Here is a 16,285-nt window from a genome sequence, read left to right as displayed (position 1 = left end):
CTTGAATTTAAGTGATGATCTCGCCAATCCAATCCGCGAGTTCGTTAGGCGTAATTGCTGCTACATGTGCCCCCATATTGGTTAATGTCTGTGCGGCATGTTTGTTATAGACTGAATCCCCGTTAAAATCGAGCGCGGTGAGAACCAGTAGCTTGCATCCTGTATCGATGATATCTTTACAGGCTTTGTACATTTGCGCGATCGGGTACCCTTCCTCCAGATCACTGACCAGAATAAAGATGGTTTTGCCTGGATTATCGATTAACGTCTCGCCATATCGCAACGCTTTGGTAATATGTGTGCCCCCGCCGAGCTGTACATTCATGAGCACGTCTACGGGGTCTTCCAGCCTGTCGCTCAGATCAACAACCTGCGTATCAAATATGAATAATTTCGTGCGCAGCGCATTCAAGCGATAGAAGATGCTGGCCATCACCGAACTGTAGATGACTGAATCCAGCATACTGCCACTCTCGTCCACACCAATGATGATGTTCCACTTGTTATGGGGCTGGATATTCCCGTCGAAATACAGACGATCAATTACAAACCTGCGCTTGTTTTTATCGTAATTCTTCAAATTCTTGGTGATAGTTCGCTTGAAATTCAGATTGCGCAAAGATCGTACTGAACTCGAGGTATAGCGACTGCGCTTGCCCATGATACTCGCTCGGGTCTGAGATTCCAGCTTACTACGCAGCTCTTCAACCACAGTTCGCACGATATCCTTGGCGCTTTTTAACACCTCACCTTTCATCCGTCCTTTGAACTGCATAATATTCTTGAGCAGATTCATGTTGGGTTCAAGGGATTCAAGCAGCTTTTTGTCCGTTAACAATTCTGTCAGCCCATAACGATCAAGCGCCTGTTTTTCCAATATTTCGACCGTTGGTTTGGGGAATAGGTCCCTGACTTTGTGCAGCCATTTTGGTACAGTCAGATTAGATGCACCGCGTCCTCCCTCTTTTCGATAACCTTGTTCTTCACCGTATTCACGGTTATAGAGATACCCCAGAATCTCATCGATTTCCGTATATTGAAATTCAGCCGAAGTGTATTGGTCTGTATTACACAACCCTTCTTCGGCCGATTCACCGAGAATCAGACGCCATCGATTTAAGGTTTCAGCAGAATGTTGATCCCCTCGGTTGCTTCCATCCGTATTGGAACTTCCATTGATTTCTCTGGTTTCGTCCGTTGTCCGATTCGCTTCATTCATATTAGCTTCCATGCGGCAAACTCCTTTCGAAGCGCTTCATCCCACGTCTTGGACTGAATCAGCATCTGTTCATCGACCGCAGGCCTCAACATCTCCTCTGGTTCAACCTGATGCAGACTCGCCACCCGTTCAGCAATCAAGCCCGTCTCCATTGGTGTAAAGTAGGTGAATGCCAACCGCAATTCCGGTACCATACTGATGAAGTCGTCGTATGACAGCTGTTCAATCAGATAATTCAACTCAGACAACAGCTGATCTTCATATAAAAAAGCGTCACGTGCTACAGTGAATACTCCCTGCAAAAAAAGTGCCGTTTGACGGGTCTGATCCGGTGTACCATGGATATACCCGCGAGCACGATCAACAATCTCATCCCTGGGCCTGTCACCTAGCCCTGAGGAAATAGCCACACACACACCCTCCAGCTGAGCCGGAAGCTGCTGATCCGACAGAAGCTCATTCAGATGTATTCGGAATGTCTCATCCTGAAAATACCCCTCTGATGACTCCGCGAGCATAGCTAACAGCTTCAATCCCTGAATAATGGCTTCATGTTCATCCGGATTGGCTCTGGAGAGCTGTAACAACTTGTCCACGGCGTTTCTATAAGCTTCGGATACCAGATCAGGGAGATGTTGCTCGTCAGATAATCCCAGCAACCTGCGGTGTTGATGAATTCGGTTCAAGATATGCAGACTGTTACATAAGGATAGAAAATTCCCGTCGGTTCTCAGCGCCGAGCGCACCTGTTCATAGAGTTTCATCGCTGTGTCTTGAAGCCCCATGAGCAACGCTTGAAGCATGAGTCGGGCAAGTTCACCGCTATGATGATCCGGTACTTCCTGCATCTGTTCTTCCATTTTGCGTGTAGCGGCCCCGGCAAGTGTTCCACCATAGAGAGAGTTCTCTATCAATCTGGCTTCAATGCGGGATGAGTACATATAAACCCAGGTTTCGCGAACAAGATTCATATCACGCTCTGCGATCCAGTCCGGCCCCGATTGCCGTTTCGCGAATTCCGGAACCAGATAGGTGATGCATTGAATCAATTGGCTTATCTGACGATGCTCCGGTTTCGCATACAGATCCAGCACTTTCTTGTGTTGACCTGTTGTACGAATCTGCAGTTTGTACTCTGTACAACGCGCCTTGAAGTCCTCCACGATGGGAATACTGAATGAATTGGGAGCCACGCTTCCAATGACGTCTCCTGTCAATAACTGCTGCAGCTCTTGCAGCGGTTTATCAGTCGCTAAGGTAAGCTCCCCCTTCACAAAGGAAGAGAGTGCTGCATCCATCAACTCATAGACGCCGCCTTCCCTTTTACCACGAAGCCCGGCAAGACCTTGTATCATACTGTATGCCTCAATTGCATCACTCGTTGATACATGCTCGTGTCCATCCCGTAATTGGCGCATCAGCCGAGATAACAAGTCCAGAGCCGTTAGATTATACGGTGTACTCTTTTTGCGAAGCAGCTGGTTCCAGATCTGATCGTAATAATTTACATAAGGCATGCCGCTCGCATATCCATTGAGCCGATCCGCCTCAGCAAAGGTATAGACCATCGGGTACATTTGTTGGTGAACCGTATCTGGATTAACCGCACTTTGTTGAGACGTTCCTGGTTTACCTTGTCCATCCAAACGTTGGTCTGTATGTCGTTTATTCATTTCTGGCTGTTCCAATTCCGATTCATGTTTCTCTAACATCAACAGTCCATACGTATGAAACCCACCGGTAATGACAAGCACACGGTCATGCTCCTGCACCGCTTGTTGAATATGTTGTTTCATATGTGCTTCTCTTGCCAGATCACCTGAAGACTGTAATCGTTCCGTGGAATAGCACATTCGGGATAAAGTACAATACGTGAATACATCCTGCACGAATGCCCGAGTGGATTTTTCCAGACCACCAATTTCAAACACCTTTTCCCACAATTCATCAAAACTGCGACAGTTTGTTTTTTGGCATAATCGGTTAATGAAATCAGACCCCGCAAGCAAGGTTTCGTCCTGAATAGAGATCTCCTTTTGTTCCGTCTGGCCGGATCTGGATGCACGAGTGGAGAAGTGTTGATAGTCCAGATCAATAAACTTCGCCGGAATATCCAGCCGTTTTGCTTCTTTCAAAGCTACATATTCAGGCGAATAACGAAGCATCGGATAATAGCAAGCTTCTCTCTCCAATTCACTCTCATAGGTATAGTACAGACTGACAGGAGGTATCGTTGCCTCATCACTCAGCACCGAAATTAATGGATTACCGCTCTCCGGTCCTTCGATCAGAATAATATCCGGTTTGTAGTCCCCGATTAATCGTAACAAGTGATATGAACATGCAGGGCTATGGTGTCGTATTGGATAATAGACCGTAGGATTACTCAGGTTATATACCTGGGACTCGAACAAGGATTGTAACTGATCAACATCAGGGTCCAGAACTGCTGTTAACCGATCCATTTTCTCTCCTCATAATAGTCCTTCCACATTCCCTCTTCTCTGGAACGCTCTTTTACGACCTTGGAGAAGTAGGTTTTGAGAATGGACAGATCCTTGTCGTTTTCCTTTGCAATGGTCCCCAGCATGTTCTGCACCAACCGATCCAGCCCAATAGCTTTATCTTCGTAATAATAGGAAGTCATCGCACTCTGGACATAGACAGACACCGCTTCCGCCGTACTCATGGATGCTTGAGGGGTATCGAGCTTGTATCCTTCCCGTGTCATGCCGGTGCGTAGTTCCATAAATGTTGTAGCCAGCAATTCAACCACATCCGGGTTAATGTCAATATCAATTCCACTATGTAATAACAGGCTTCGTGCCTGGGATTCAATAATTTTGGCTTCCATCTTCACGTTATGAATGGGCTTGATTGTTTCAAAATTGAAGCGACGTTTCAATGCACCACTCATTTCGTTAACACCTTTATCCCGAATATTAGCTGTAGCAATGACGTTAAATCCTGGTTGGGCAAACAGTACACCACCGTCCAGTTCAGGAATGCTCATAACCTTGTCACTGAGAATACTGATCAGACTATCCTGCGCTTCAGCTGGACAACGTGTAATCTCTTCAAAACGGGTAAGAATGCCTTTCTTCATGCCGTTATATAACGGTGATGGCACAAGTGCCGCTTCCGAAGGGCCTTTATCAAGCAGCATGGCGTAATTCCAGGAATACTTGATCATATCCTCTGTTGTGCCTGCTGTACCTTGAATCGTGTTTAGACTGGTACCGGAGATCGCTGCGGTCAGCAGTTCGCTAAGCATGGTCTTGGCTGTCCCGGGTTCTCCCACGAGCATTAATCCTCGATTGCCTGCCAGAGTAACCACTGCACGTTCAATTAACACGTCATTGCCATAGAATTTGCGGGTAATCGTGATCTCTTCTCCATTTAATAATGCAGGCTTATCCCTGCCAATAATAAAATCGCGCACATAGGCGGGAGATAACAGCCAGTTCGGGGGACGTTTCCCCTGATCTTCCTCTCGTAGCGCGCGTAATTCAACCTCGTATAATGTCTCGGCGGGTGGTTTAAGCATCTCCATCGTCAAGGTGTCTCCTCTCACGTAAACAGATCGTATGTTCTTATTCCTATCATTTTATCACAGCACTCCAGCAACTACCCGGTAAAACGATAAAAATGGTTGAAACGTCCTTCTTATCAGCACTTCTTCTAAGTCCATGGACATAGCCTCTAGCGCAAATATGAAGGTGAAATATCCTTACAGCCATGCCAACACACTGGTTTCGGATCAGAATCAGCATGCTTATTACCCATTTAAAAGCATTGTAGGTCATATGACCTTAGGATTCATTAAACTTTCGATCATGTGTTTCAACCAAATGAAGCCGATTATTACAAAGAAGACACAGGCCATCAGCAGCCTGTGTCTTCTTATATGTTCAAATCTCACCCAACATCTATGAATTTTGATCGAAACGAACCAATCTCTCAGAATTCCCTACTTACATTCTACGCCCGCATGAAGCGGAATACAGCTCGTACCACTCATAACGGGTAAGCTCAATATTTGTTGCATCACGACAGGCCAGAATACGTTCTGGTCGAATCGAACCAATGACAGGTTGAATCCCTGCTGGATGCTTCATTAACCAAGCCAGTACGATGGATTCCGGTGTAACTCCACGCTCCTTAGCCATTCGATCAACCAGTTGAGCCGTATGCTCAATCTCCGCGCGCTGTCCCTCAACTACCCTGCCAGTAAATCGCCCTTGAGCAAGTGGACCCCAAGCCTGCAGTTGAATATGCTCTGTCTGACAATATTCCATTGTGCCATAAGGAAATACGTTGTCTCTGGCTTGCGGCCGATTTACCGTCACACCAGCCTCTACGAATCCGATTTTGTCCAGACTCATCTCCAGCTGGTTCACAATCAGAGGTACTTTACTATGAAGCTGAAGAAGACGAATCTGTTCAGAACCCATGTTGGACACACCAAAATGGCGCACTTTACCGGAATGATGCAGCTCAGCCAGTGCTTCTCCAATCTCTTGCGGATGGGCAAGTGGGTCAGGACGATGTAACAGCAAAATATCCAGATAATCGATTCCGAGCCGTTCCAGGATACCGTCCACACTCGCCAGGATATGTGCACCTGAGGTGTCATAACGCTGCGGTCCTTCATCATCACCCACAAGACGTATACCACACTTCGACTGTATAATGATCTGTTCACGCAAGCCGGGAGTTTCAGATAAAACTCGCCCCAAGACATGCTCTGCCTTACCACGTGTGTAAATATCCGCCAGGTCAAAGTGATTAATGCCTATTTCGATAGCTGCTTCTACCGCTCGATGACCTTCCACAACAAGATCTGAAGTAATGGGAAGACCATCCCATTCACCCCCAAACCGCATACAGCCAAGAACCATTCGACTTGTCGGAATCTGGTGATGATGCAAAGGAAGTTGTGAGTAAGACATGTCAGCGTTCACCTCATTTTCATTTTTACCAAGCATAATAACCGATTCTCTCTACCATGTCTTCTTCCATCTTCCTCTATTTTCCTGCTCTATCATCCATATGAAGAAAAAACAAGGTTTCAAAAGCTTGTGTATTGAATATATAGAGGGTGCAGGTATTATGCAGGAATATGAGAGGAGATTTTGCATTTGAACCCAAATGAACCGAACGAATCCTCAAGGCCAGCGTTTTTTACCAAAGAATTCACGCATAACCCTTATCCGGTGTATGAAAAGTTAAGAAAAGATGAGTCCTTTTTCAGAGTCATGTTTCCTCACGGGGAATTCGGCTGGATTATTACGCGATACGAGGATGCAGTCCAGATCCTGAAAGATCCTCGCTTCAGCAAAGATATGGTCCGACGTTACGGCGCTGACAATCAAAGCATCTTCTCCAATAATATGTTGTTCTCCGATCCGCCGGATCATAAACGTCTTCGGGGACTTGTGCAGAAAGCATTCACACCCAAACTGGTCGCAGACATGCGGAGCCATATTCAGGACATTGCTGATGAACTGCTGGACAACCTCCCGTCACAGGAAAAAATGAATCTGATCGATGACTTTGCCTTCCCGCTGCCCATCATTGTCATTAGTGAAATTCTGGGAGTCCCTCTTGAGGATCGTGACAAATTCCGCATCTGGTCCAATACGATAATTGATGCTTCCATAGCCGAGAGCGCCGAGCTGTTTGAGCAGCATGCCAAGGAGTTTACGGATTACCTGACGGCCTGGTTTGCGAAAGTTCGCCAAGATCCCGGCACTGATCTGATCAGCCAGCTCGTCATTGCGGAAGAATCCGGGCAGCAATTAACTGAACAAGAACTGCTTGGCGTTGTCTCCTTATTAATTATTGCCGGTCATGAAACAACCGTGAATCTGATTGGAAATGGAATTCTCGCCCTGCTGGAGCATCCGGAGCAACGCGAACTGCTCATCAACCAGCCCGAGCTTATTCACAATGCCATTGAAGAGATGCTTCGCTATAACGGACCGGTGGAGTTCAGCACATCCCGCTGGGCTCTGGAAGATATTGAATTCCGTGGACAACGTATCGCTCAAGGTGACCTTGTCATTGTTGCGCTTGATTCCGCCAACAGGGACGAACAGCAGTTTAAGGATGCTGATATTTTCGATATCACACGTGAGAAGAGTCCGCATCTGGCTTTTGGCAAAGGCATTCATCTCTGCCTGGGAGCACCGCTTGCTCGTCTGGAAGGTGAGATTGCAGTCAGCACACTTCTGAATCGTTTTCCAAATATACAGCTTCAGGCAGATGTGAATGAACTGGAATGGAGACCTGGTATGAATGTTCGTGGTGTCAAGGAAATCCCGGTTCAACTAAAATAATGGCTAAATATGAATAAATGAAAGTGAGGCACATGACATCATGGAAATGAACACCTTGGTATGGATCGTTTTGCTGCTTCTGATCTTTGTGTTACTGGTCAGAGTCACCAGCCTGCAACGTCAATTGAATGAATTGAAAAGAGATGTGGAGCGTCTGGAGAACGGTTCAACCGCAGGCGCACGCTCCGACTTCAATTACACCTTGTCGCCGAAGGAAGCATCCCCTTCCCACACAAGCCAACCAGCCCAAACTGATCTGGATTTGGAGCTGCTTACACTTATACAACAAGGGAAAAAAATTATGGCGATCAAACGACTGCGTGAAGCCAGAGGTCTTTCGTTGAAGGAAGCCAAAGACTATGTTGATTCCCTGGATCGGTAATATACAACTCACATAACTCTCGGGGGAAGTTACTCCAGACTTTCGGCTGTTAACACAGACGCAGTAGAAATTATGGAATCTTCGTCCGAGAGTTTACTTTTCAAATGACATATGCTACTGTATTTCTATATTACTAGAAATAAGAAATAAAGACGAAAGGACGGATCATTATGCAATCAAACTCGAATGAGATTGAACAAGTCGTCAAAATTCATAAAGCACTGGGCGAGCAAACACGGTACAAAATCATTCAGATCTTATCGGGCGAAAGCAACCTGTGTCCTGCCGATCTGGAGAGCCGCCTTGTTACGGTTGCCCTATCGACTCTGTCTCATCATCTGAAACAGCTGTCCGATTGCGGCCTGCTTACATCGCAGAAGAAAGGTACTTATATCTACTACAGCCTGAACACGGAGACCGCACAAAAGTTTGTTCCCTATCTGCTAAATAAATAAAAAAAATTTGAGTTATATTTCTATATAATTAGAAATATTGAAACAACGCACGATATTTATTAGTAAAACTAGGTCACCTAAGTTTACGCTTATACCATTATTCATTATCTAGGTTGTAACATTACCATTCGGCAGATGGGTTGCATTCAGAGCATTCATGTCTTGTTCTATCGTCTTTATTTCTATATTTCTAAAAATATAATAATTATAATCAGAAAGAGGTTATGTTCCCATGTCTTCTACGCTCAAAATCTTTGTTCTTGCCTTGGTCAGTTTCCTTGTAGGAACGTCCGAATATGTCATTGCCGGCATTTTGGATCGCATTGCAGATACCATGAATATCTCTTTAATCGCTGCCGGACAGCTCATTACGATTTTTTCACTCGTATATGCGCTCGGTACACCTGTCATTATTGCACTGACTTCGCGCTGGGACCGTCGCAAGCTGTTGCTATACTTCCTCGGTCTATTCGTTGTGGCTAATGTTCTTGCTTACCTGTTGCCGGGTTATGGACTGTTCGTCGCAGCACGAGTGTTGATGGCTTTAGGCGCGGGCGTTGTTGTTGTCACGGCATTAACGGTTGCTTCCCAAATAGCGGCGGAGGGCAAACAAGCTAGTGCAATCGCCACAGTAATCACTGGATTTACGGCTTCTTTGATCGTTGGCGTTCCGCTCGGAAGGCTTGTAGCTGCATCTTGGGATTGGAAGCTTGTTTTTGCCGGTATCGCCGTTCTTGGCATTCTCGCCATGCTGGTAATCGCGGCCGCCATTCCGCCTTCCAAAGCAGAAGCGCCTGTTCCGCTGAAGAAACAACTGTCTTTGCTCAAACAGCCACGAATTGTACTGGCACTGCTGGTGACATTTTTCTGGTTAGGTGGTTATTCCATTGCCTACACGTACATTTCACCTTACCTTGTATCCGTTTCAGGAATGAGCGAAGCACTACTCAGTTCAGCTTTACTCGCATTTGGCATAGCAAGTCTGATCGGTTCAAAAGTTGGAGGGTTCAGTGCTGACCGTTTGGGTGTCAAACGTACGTTGATCACAGGCATGACATTGCATATCGTAAGTCTGGTCCTGTTGAATATAACGGCAAGCTCTCATCTCGCTGTCTTCCTTGTTCTGATTTTGTGGTCTTTTGCCGCCTGGTCTTCGGGTCCAACTCAGCAATATAACCTGGTCACCATGGCTCCGGAATCCTCTGGCATCATGCTTAGTCTGAACAGTTCGGTGATGCAATTAGCCATGGCTGCCGGCGCAGGTATTGGCGGAATCGCGGTCAGCAGCGTTTCATTATCATCCATTACCTGGATTGGCGCTGTCGGGGTTGCTGTTGCCGTCATCATCGTTATAGGCTCGTATCGTTCAGCACCTCTCAAAAGTACACAAACCAATACATCGCACAACGTTGCCTGATATGAATTCGTAGTATAAAAGACAAACCAAAAAGAGAGGCACTGTATGCATACAGTGGCCTCTCTTTAACCATTTTAACGGCTATTCTATTACCGATAAACAGAACTCTTTATTGGGCCGTAACTGCACCATCGATCGGATATACTGCACCATTGATATAAGGCGCTTCATCTCCAAGCAGGAAGGAAACCAGGTTCGCGATCTCTTCCGGTCTGCCCAGACGTCCAGATGGAATGCTATCAACGGTTGCCTTGAATACTTCAGGGTTGTCTTTACCGAACTGAATGACCATCGGCGTCTCAATTGTACCTGGGGCAATCGCATTTACACGAATGTTGTCCTTGCCATATTCAATCGCAGCTGTACGCGTCAAGCCCACCACGCCATGTTTGGTTGCTGCGTAAGGTGCAACTGCAGGTACACCAACAATACCGGCTGTGGAGGCCGTGTTCAGAATGGAACCTCCACCTGTTTTGAGCATTTCAGTAATTACATACTTCAACCCGTAGAATACACTTCTCAGGTTAATATCAATAATCTGGTCAAACTGCTCAATTGTATGTTCGATCAGCTTGATACCAGGACCAGCAATACCTGCATTATTAAAGAACATGTCGATTCGTCCGAACTCTTCGACTGTTTTTTTCACATAATTCTCAACTTCAGGTGCTTTACTTACATCTGCTTGTACAAAAATAGCTTTACTTCCCAGCTTCTCAATCTGCTTAACCGTTTCAAGACCTGTCTCTTCGACAAGATCCACAACGACAATGGATGCACCCTTCTCAGCCAGCTTCAATGCTGCTGCTTGGCCCAATCCACTTCCTGCTCCAGTAATAATGGCTACTTTTCCTGCGTGACTCATGTTGATCTCCTCCATGTGTGTGTGTCATCTTGTGATTGGATCGATGAATACGATATGAAACGTACTTACATGCAATGATGCAATATGTAGGTCAAAAATGGCATAAAACCTTCCTGACTTTACCTATTCTAATAGACTTTCGACATAAAAACAAATCATATAATATGTATTCATACTATATCACCTGTCACATTTTCAGCATTTTAATTGAAGGAGCACACAACTATTACGTCTTGTTGCATGCTCCTCTTTTACAAAAAAAATACTTTTTAAGTCAGTATCTCTACAACTTCAAACGGTGCATATCCGCTTATCAAAACACTTTAACGCAGTAAATTTGTTTTTGCCAATTCAATAATTTCGTCCCCGCGTCCGTTGAGCACGGCTTTCATCATCCACAAGGTGAATCCTTCCGCCTGTTTGATATCAATCTTCGGAGGTAAGGACAATTCCTGACGATTCACCACCACGTCAATCAACACAGGACCATCATGCTGAAGCGCACGCTGCACAGCTCCTTCGAGTTCATCCGGATCCTCAACCCGAATACCTTCCATGCCCATGGCTTGAGCAACCATCGCAAAGTTGGGATTGACAAGCTCTGTTCCCGATTCCAGGAATCCGGCAGCTTTCATCTCCAACTCAACAAAACCGAGTGCTCCATTATTAAACACCACAACTTTAATCGGCAGATTATGCTGTTTCAATGTCAACAGATCACCCATCAGCATCGTAATACCGCCATCACCCGACAACGAGATGACTTGTCTGCCCGGATCAGCGACCTGAGCACCAATTGCCTGTGGCAAAGCGTTTGCCATCGTACCATGACTGAATGAACCGAGCAGCCTGCGATTACGAGACATCTCGATATAACGGGCCGCCCATACTGTCGGAGTTCCGACATCACAGGTGAAAATGGCATTTTCAGCTGCGGCATCACTAATGACCTTGGTCAGGTACTGCGGATGAATGGGCTTTTTACCCGGTTTTCCAACGGCCAGCTCGTCCAGATCTTTGCGTACTTTCACATAACGATCCACACTTTTACGCAGATGTTTGTCACTGTGTTCTTCTGTCAGATAAGGAAGCAAAGTTTCAATGGTCGCTTTCACATCCCCACATACGCCGTAATCCAGCTTCGTGCGCCGACCCAGATGGGAAGATTGAATGTCGACCTGAAGGACTTTCGCATCTTCGGGATAGAATTGGCGATATGGGAAATCCGTTCCCAGCATTAATAATACATCACAGTCCATCATGGCATGATAACCGGATGAATACCCAATTAGACCCGTAAGACCCACGGAATAGGGGTTGTCATACTCCAAATATTCCTTGCCTCGTAGCGCAATAACCATCGGGGATTTCAAGCGATCACAGAGCTGCATAAGGGGTTCCCGAGCGCCCGCGCAGCCTGCACCGCACAACAACGTAATTTTTTTGCCTTGATTCAGATATTCCGCCAGTTTAACGAGTTCCGGCTCAGAAGGATGTACCACGGGGTTGGTTGCGTGATACACATGCTCAGGTACAGGAAGATCCGCTGCTTCAAGTCCTGCTACATCCCCCGGCAATACAACGACGGACACACCTGAACGTGCAACTGCTGTCTGAATGGCCATCGTCAGAGAACGTGGCATCTGTTTGGCTGTTGTAATGACTTCACAATAATCGCTACATTCCTGAAACAGATACTCCGGATGGGTCGCCTGAAAATATTCACTGCCAATCTCGTCACTTGGGATATGTGCAGCGATAGCGAGTACAGGAACACGATTGCGGTGACAGTCGTACAGACCATTAATCAGATGCATATTACCAGGACCACTGCTACCTGCGCAGACAGCGATACTTCCACTGACCTGAGCGTCCGCCCCAGCAGCAAATGCAGCTACTTCTTCATGACGTACATGAATCCATTCGATCTTGCCCGAACGACGGATGGAGTCGAGTACCGCATTCAAGGAGTCTCCAACAATGCCATATATGCGTTTGATGCCAGCGTTCAATAAGGATTCAACCAGAACGTCCGCGACTGTTTTTTTCATAAGTGATGGGTCTCCTTTAATTGCTCATTTTGATTATGTTTCCACTCGGTTAATATACCTATTCTTATACCCCAATCTTCTGAAACCCGAACCAACTCAATATGTATGTCTGGATATATGAAACTAAAAACACCCCCTTGAACCGTTATTTCATTGTTAGCAAAATGCCAAAAAATCCGCTTGTCGAATGACAAACGGATTACGGTTAAACTACGTTTATTGTTATTTCATGTGAATTCCCAAATCCAAATCAGACACTAGATAGCAGGCATCACATTGCCACCACTTACCGGGATATAGGCACCTGTGATAAATGAGGACAGATCCGAAGCGAGAAAAGCTACCGCATTGGCGATTTCCTGATCTTCACCCCTGCGCTTCAGCGGCACGGTACGCGTATATGCCTCATCATGTCCAGGCTCACTGGACCGATTACGTTCGCTAATTGTCCATCCAGGTGCAACCTGGTTTACGGTAATCTGATACTCACCAACCTCCTTGGCAAGTACGCGATATACGCCATCCATTCCACGCTTACCAGCGGTATAGGCCGATTGGTGAGCGAAATTTTGCATGGCACATTCCGTATTGATGCCAATGAACCGACCGGCTCTGATATCTTGCATATGTGGTATGAAAGCTTTGGCAAGATACACACTCTGCATGACACAGGATTCAAATTGGCTCAAGTAATCTTCAGGAGACTGTTCCAATACCGTTGTCCATTCATATTGAATGACCGCATTGGCAACAACGATATCCACTCCGCCGAGGACAGACTGAATCTCATCACGCATCCGAAATGCTGTATCCTGCTTTGTAATATCTCCCTGTACAATAACAGCCTGACGACCGAGTGCTTCAATCTCACCTTGAAGCTCCCGAGCCTTGGTATCATTATTTATGTAATGTAGAGCCAGATTGGCGCCACAGGCTGCCAACGTGCGGGCGATGACTCTCCCCAGCTGTCCGGTTGCTCCTGTAACTAGAGCCGTTTTTCCTGAGAGATCCAATTGCATAACAGCGAAAACCTCCTTGTATTAGTTTGTTCGAAAACGATTTCGTAAATATGTTATTTTTGTTCATTAATGACGCGTTATTCAGAGAGATATACAGCATTGTTCAATGCTGTATATGGTAGTTCAACTTTTTTCCTATATGTGGAGACTATTAATTATGATGTTGAATGAGATCAATTTCCTGGAAGCGACTGACTTCCTTTTCCCAACGCTCTTCTACATATTGACGGTGAACCGGGTGATTGTTGTATGCATCATACGCAGCCTGATCCGCAAAGACCATAGAGAAACTGTAGTCAAACTCATTCTTCTCACTTACCTGTTTCAGAACCTGAAATTGCTCTACGCCAGGAATGACAGCCAGTGCATCCGAACTTTCCTTCAAAAAGGCTTCGGCCTCCGGTGTATCTTTACCCGCGTAAAGTGTAAACGTTACCATATGTGTGATGCTGCTCATCTCTATTTCCTCCTCCAATATGTTCTTACTCGTTTCCTAGTGTACATCCGAATGTGTTGTAAGCGCAATAATTGGTTGAATTAATTTTTAATGTACACAAAAAGACCTCAGGACAAATCCCGAGGTTTTTTTGTAATGTATGGACAAACTTATTTGGTGATGTTGTATTTACGGTTAAATTTATCAACACGGCCACCGATATCCACGTTTCTTTGTTTACCAGTGAAGAACGGGTGGGATGCGGAACTAGTGTCCACACGGATTACTGGGTAAGAGTTACCGTCTTCCCATTCCATAGTTTCGTTAGAGAACTTCGTGGAAGAACTCAGGAATTTGAAATCAGCACTTGCATCGTAAAAAATTACGAGTTGTGTCTTTGGATGGATGTCAACTTTTGGCATAATCTATTTACACTCCTTTAATATGGGTACTTCTTTAGAATCAAACTACATTTTATTATACTCTTTTTTTGGACAAAGTACCAGCAGGTTTTGAGGAATAGCTAAAAAAAATATGATATCTGTGATTTTGCACCTAATCAGGTGTCACGCCGTCCCTTTCTCCAGTACATTCAACATGTACTCCAAAGCCTCCAGTTCATCCCTGCCTCTTGTCTGTAATCTGACAACACTACCATATCGAATGGGTAGTAACGCCATTCCAAGCAGGCTTTTGACATCTACACGATGCTCATGCTCAGACTCCATATACGACAAAATAATATCCGAGGAAAAACGCGACGCTTGAGAAGATACCGACATCAAATCATCCCGATGAAAATCAGCGTGTATCATAAATTCATGTACTCTCACAACCTTCAGTTCCTTTCGCTAAGTACTTATTCACCAATATGGTGTGTATCCATTTATATATTAAAATCTTCATGAATTATACCATGTTATGGGAGCTTGACCCATACTTTTTTGCAAAAAAAACAAAAAAAAAGAGTCCTGAACCGCAGGACTCTTCCAGGTTGTTCTTACATACCATTCGGATATACCATGACCTTCAGACTGCCGCTTTTATTGTGTAATGCACGCTCCATCGCTTGCTGTGTCTCTTCGAGTGAATAACGATCTGTAATCAGGGACATCACGTCATGCTGGCCGGAGCTCAGAAATTCAATTCCTGCCGGATACGTATTGGCATAACGGAATATGCCATAGATATCAACTTCATTGTCCGCAATAAATGGAACATTGAGTGCGATCTCGTCCTGTGCAGGCAGGCCCACAATCGCAAGTTTTCCTCCACGTCGAAGTGAATACAGAGCAGATTGTAGCGCCTTCGGATTCCCCGCTGTTTCCCATGCAGTATCAACACCCACACCATTTGTTAACTCGCGAATCACAGCCAGCGCATCTTCATTCCGCACATTAATGGTATGAGTGGCACCCATGCGGCGAGCTGCTTCCAGCCTAACTTCCTCCAGATCCGTTACTATGATCTTCTCTACACCGAAAGATTTGGCAGCAGCCACAGCCATGAGTCCAACGGGACCCATGCCCATAATCGCCAGGGTTGTACCCGGAGCCAGTTTGCTGCGGCGTGCAGCGTGAATACCAACAGAGAATGGCTCGTTCATAGCTGCTTCCTCATAAGACAGATGATCCGGGATCGGGAATACCATATCTTCACGCATCACCATGTATTGTACAAATGCCCCATCCACCGGAGGGGTCGCTAGAAATTGTACATCCGGACACAGGTTATAGCGACCTTCCTTGCATGCCGTGCAGCGTCCGCAAGTCACCCCAGGCTCAATAGCAACCCGATCCCCTGTTTTCAGACGTGATACGTTCGAGCCAACAGCAGCAATGATCCCCGCACACTCATGACCCAGAATGATCGGTTTCTCCACCACAAATCTGCCAATGCGTCCATGTTCAAAATAATGCACATCTGAGCCACACACCCCGACAGCCATAACCTGGATTAACACCTCATCCGCAGCCGGTTGCGGGACAGGTTGTTCCTCAATAATAATGTGTCCTGGCTCTGTCATGATAGCAGCTTTCATGGTCTCGGGCAGTTGATGTTGTCCCATACGGTTCTCCTCCTCATGTATGTCCATGCTGT

Annotated in this window: 15 protein-coding genes; 4 read left to right on the top strand and 11 right to left on the bottom strand. The window is 45.8% G+C overall.

Features of this window, described 5'->3' with window-relative positions; genetic code table 11:
- Nucleotides 1-7: 7 nt before the first annotated feature.
- The 4 genes from PAEAM_RS10845 to PAEAM_RS10830 all read right to left on the bottom strand — a co-directional run bounded on the left by PAEAM_RS10845 (nt 8) and on the right by PAEAM_RS10830 (nt 6,171).
- Nucleotides 8-1,231, bottom strand: a complete 1,224-nt coding sequence (locus PAEAM_RS10845; protein WP_243391298.1) for a VWA domain-containing protein — start codon at nt 1,229-1,231, stop codon at nt 8-10.
- Nucleotides 1,216-3,684 (bottom strand): DUF5682 family protein, encoded by a 2,469-nt coding sequence (locus tag PAEAM_RS10840; RefSeq protein ID WP_076317709.1) that lies wholly within the window; start codon nt 3,682-3,684, stop codon nt 1,216-1,218. The genes PAEAM_RS10845 and PAEAM_RS10840 overlap by 16 nt, the downstream gene beginning before the upstream one ends.
- Entirely contained in the window at nt 3,672-4,772 is a 1,101-nt protein-coding gene (locus tag PAEAM_RS10835) for an ATP-binding protein (protein ID WP_017688223.1), read from the bottom strand. Before PAEAM_RS10835 ends, PAEAM_RS10840 begins: the two co-directional genes overlap by 13 nt.
- A 421-nt stretch (nt 4,773-5,193) precedes the next feature.
- Nucleotides 5,194-6,171, bottom strand: a complete 978-nt coding sequence (locus tag PAEAM_RS10830) for an aldo/keto reductase (RefSeq protein WP_100527666.1) — start codon at nt 6,169-6,171, stop codon at nt 5,194-5,196.
- Between the two features lie 189 nt (nt 6,172-6,360).
- Between PAEAM_RS10830 and PAEAM_RS10825 the strand changes: the two genes are divergently transcribed.
- From PAEAM_RS10825 to PAEAM_RS10810, 4 genes are all read left to right on the top strand, one after another.
- Nucleotides 6,361-7,560 (top strand): cytochrome P450 family protein, encoded by a 1,200-nt coding sequence (locus PAEAM_RS10825; RefSeq protein WP_100527489.1) that lies wholly within the window; start codon nt 6,361-6,363, stop codon nt 7,558-7,560.
- Between the two features lie 40 nt (nt 7,561-7,600).
- Nucleotides 7,601-7,942, top strand: a complete 342-nt coding sequence (locus tag PAEAM_RS10820; RefSeq protein WP_243391297.1) for a ribosomal protein L7/L12 — start codon at nt 7,601-7,603, stop codon at nt 7,940-7,942.
- A gap of 170 nt (nt 7,943-8,112) precedes the next feature.
- Nucleotides 8,113-8,397 carry an ArsR/SmtB family transcription factor gene (locus tag PAEAM_RS10815; protein WP_036613842.1) on the top strand — a complete coding sequence of 95 codons (285 nt, stop codon included), beginning with the start codon at nt 8,113-8,115 and terminating at the stop codon, nt 8,395-8,397.
- A gap of 232 nt (nt 8,398-8,629) precedes the next feature.
- Entirely contained in the window at nt 8,630-9,814 is a 1,185-nt protein-coding gene (locus PAEAM_RS10810; RefSeq protein ID WP_100527488.1) for an MFS transporter, read from the top strand.
- 109 nt (nt 9,815-9,923) lie between these two features.
- Here the strand turns inward: PAEAM_RS10810 and PAEAM_RS10805 are convergent, their stop codons facing one another.
- The 7 genes from PAEAM_RS10805 to PAEAM_RS10775 form a co-directional block, all read right to left on the bottom strand.
- On the bottom strand, nt 9,924-10,679 hold the full coding sequence (locus tag PAEAM_RS10805; protein WP_076250445.1) for an SDR family NAD(P)-dependent oxidoreductase: 756 nt from the start codon (nt 10,677-10,679) through the stop codon (nt 9,924-9,926).
- 323 nt (nt 10,680-11,002) lie between these two features.
- Nucleotides 11,003-12,730, bottom strand: coding sequence for a ubiquinone-dependent pyruvate dehydrogenase (poxB, locus tag PAEAM_RS10800; RefSeq protein ID WP_100527487.1), 1,728 nt, complete (start codon nt 12,728-12,730; stop codon nt 11,003-11,005).
- A 257-nt stretch (nt 12,731-12,987) separates the two neighbouring features.
- Entirely contained in the window at nt 12,988-13,749 is a 762-nt protein-coding gene (locus PAEAM_RS10795) for an SDR family NAD(P)-dependent oxidoreductase (RefSeq protein WP_100527486.1), read from the bottom strand.
- A gap of 151 nt (nt 13,750-13,900) precedes the next feature.
- Nucleotides 13,901-14,206, bottom strand: a complete 306-nt coding sequence (locus PAEAM_RS10790) for a Dabb family protein (RefSeq protein WP_076317704.1) — start codon at nt 14,204-14,206, stop codon at nt 13,901-13,903.
- A gap of 149 nt (nt 14,207-14,355) precedes the next feature.
- Nucleotides 14,356-14,607, bottom strand: a complete 252-nt coding sequence (locus PAEAM_RS10785) for a type B 50S ribosomal protein L31 (protein ID WP_036613829.1) — start codon at nt 14,605-14,607, stop codon at nt 14,356-14,358.
- A gap of 144 nt (nt 14,608-14,751) precedes the next feature.
- On the bottom strand, nt 14,752-15,018 hold the full coding sequence (locus PAEAM_RS10780; protein ID WP_026081056.1) for an HPr family phosphocarrier protein: 267 nt from the start codon (nt 15,016-15,018) through the stop codon (nt 14,752-14,754).
- 167 nt (nt 15,019-15,185) lie between these two features.
- Nucleotides 15,186-16,253 carry an NAD(P)-dependent alcohol dehydrogenase gene (locus PAEAM_RS10775; protein ID WP_100527485.1) on the bottom strand — a complete coding sequence of 356 codons (1,068 nt, stop codon included), beginning with the start codon at nt 16,251-16,253 and terminating at the stop codon, nt 15,186-15,188.
- Nucleotides 16,254-16,285 lie beyond the last annotated feature (32 nt).

Origin of the sequence: Paenibacillus sp. GM1FR (assembly GCF_002803315.1) — a bacterium.
GTDB lineage: Bacteria > Bacillota > Bacilli > Paenibacillales > Paenibacillaceae > Paenibacillus > Paenibacillus amylolyticus.
This window is presented reverse-complemented; position numbering and strand designations above follow the sequence as displayed.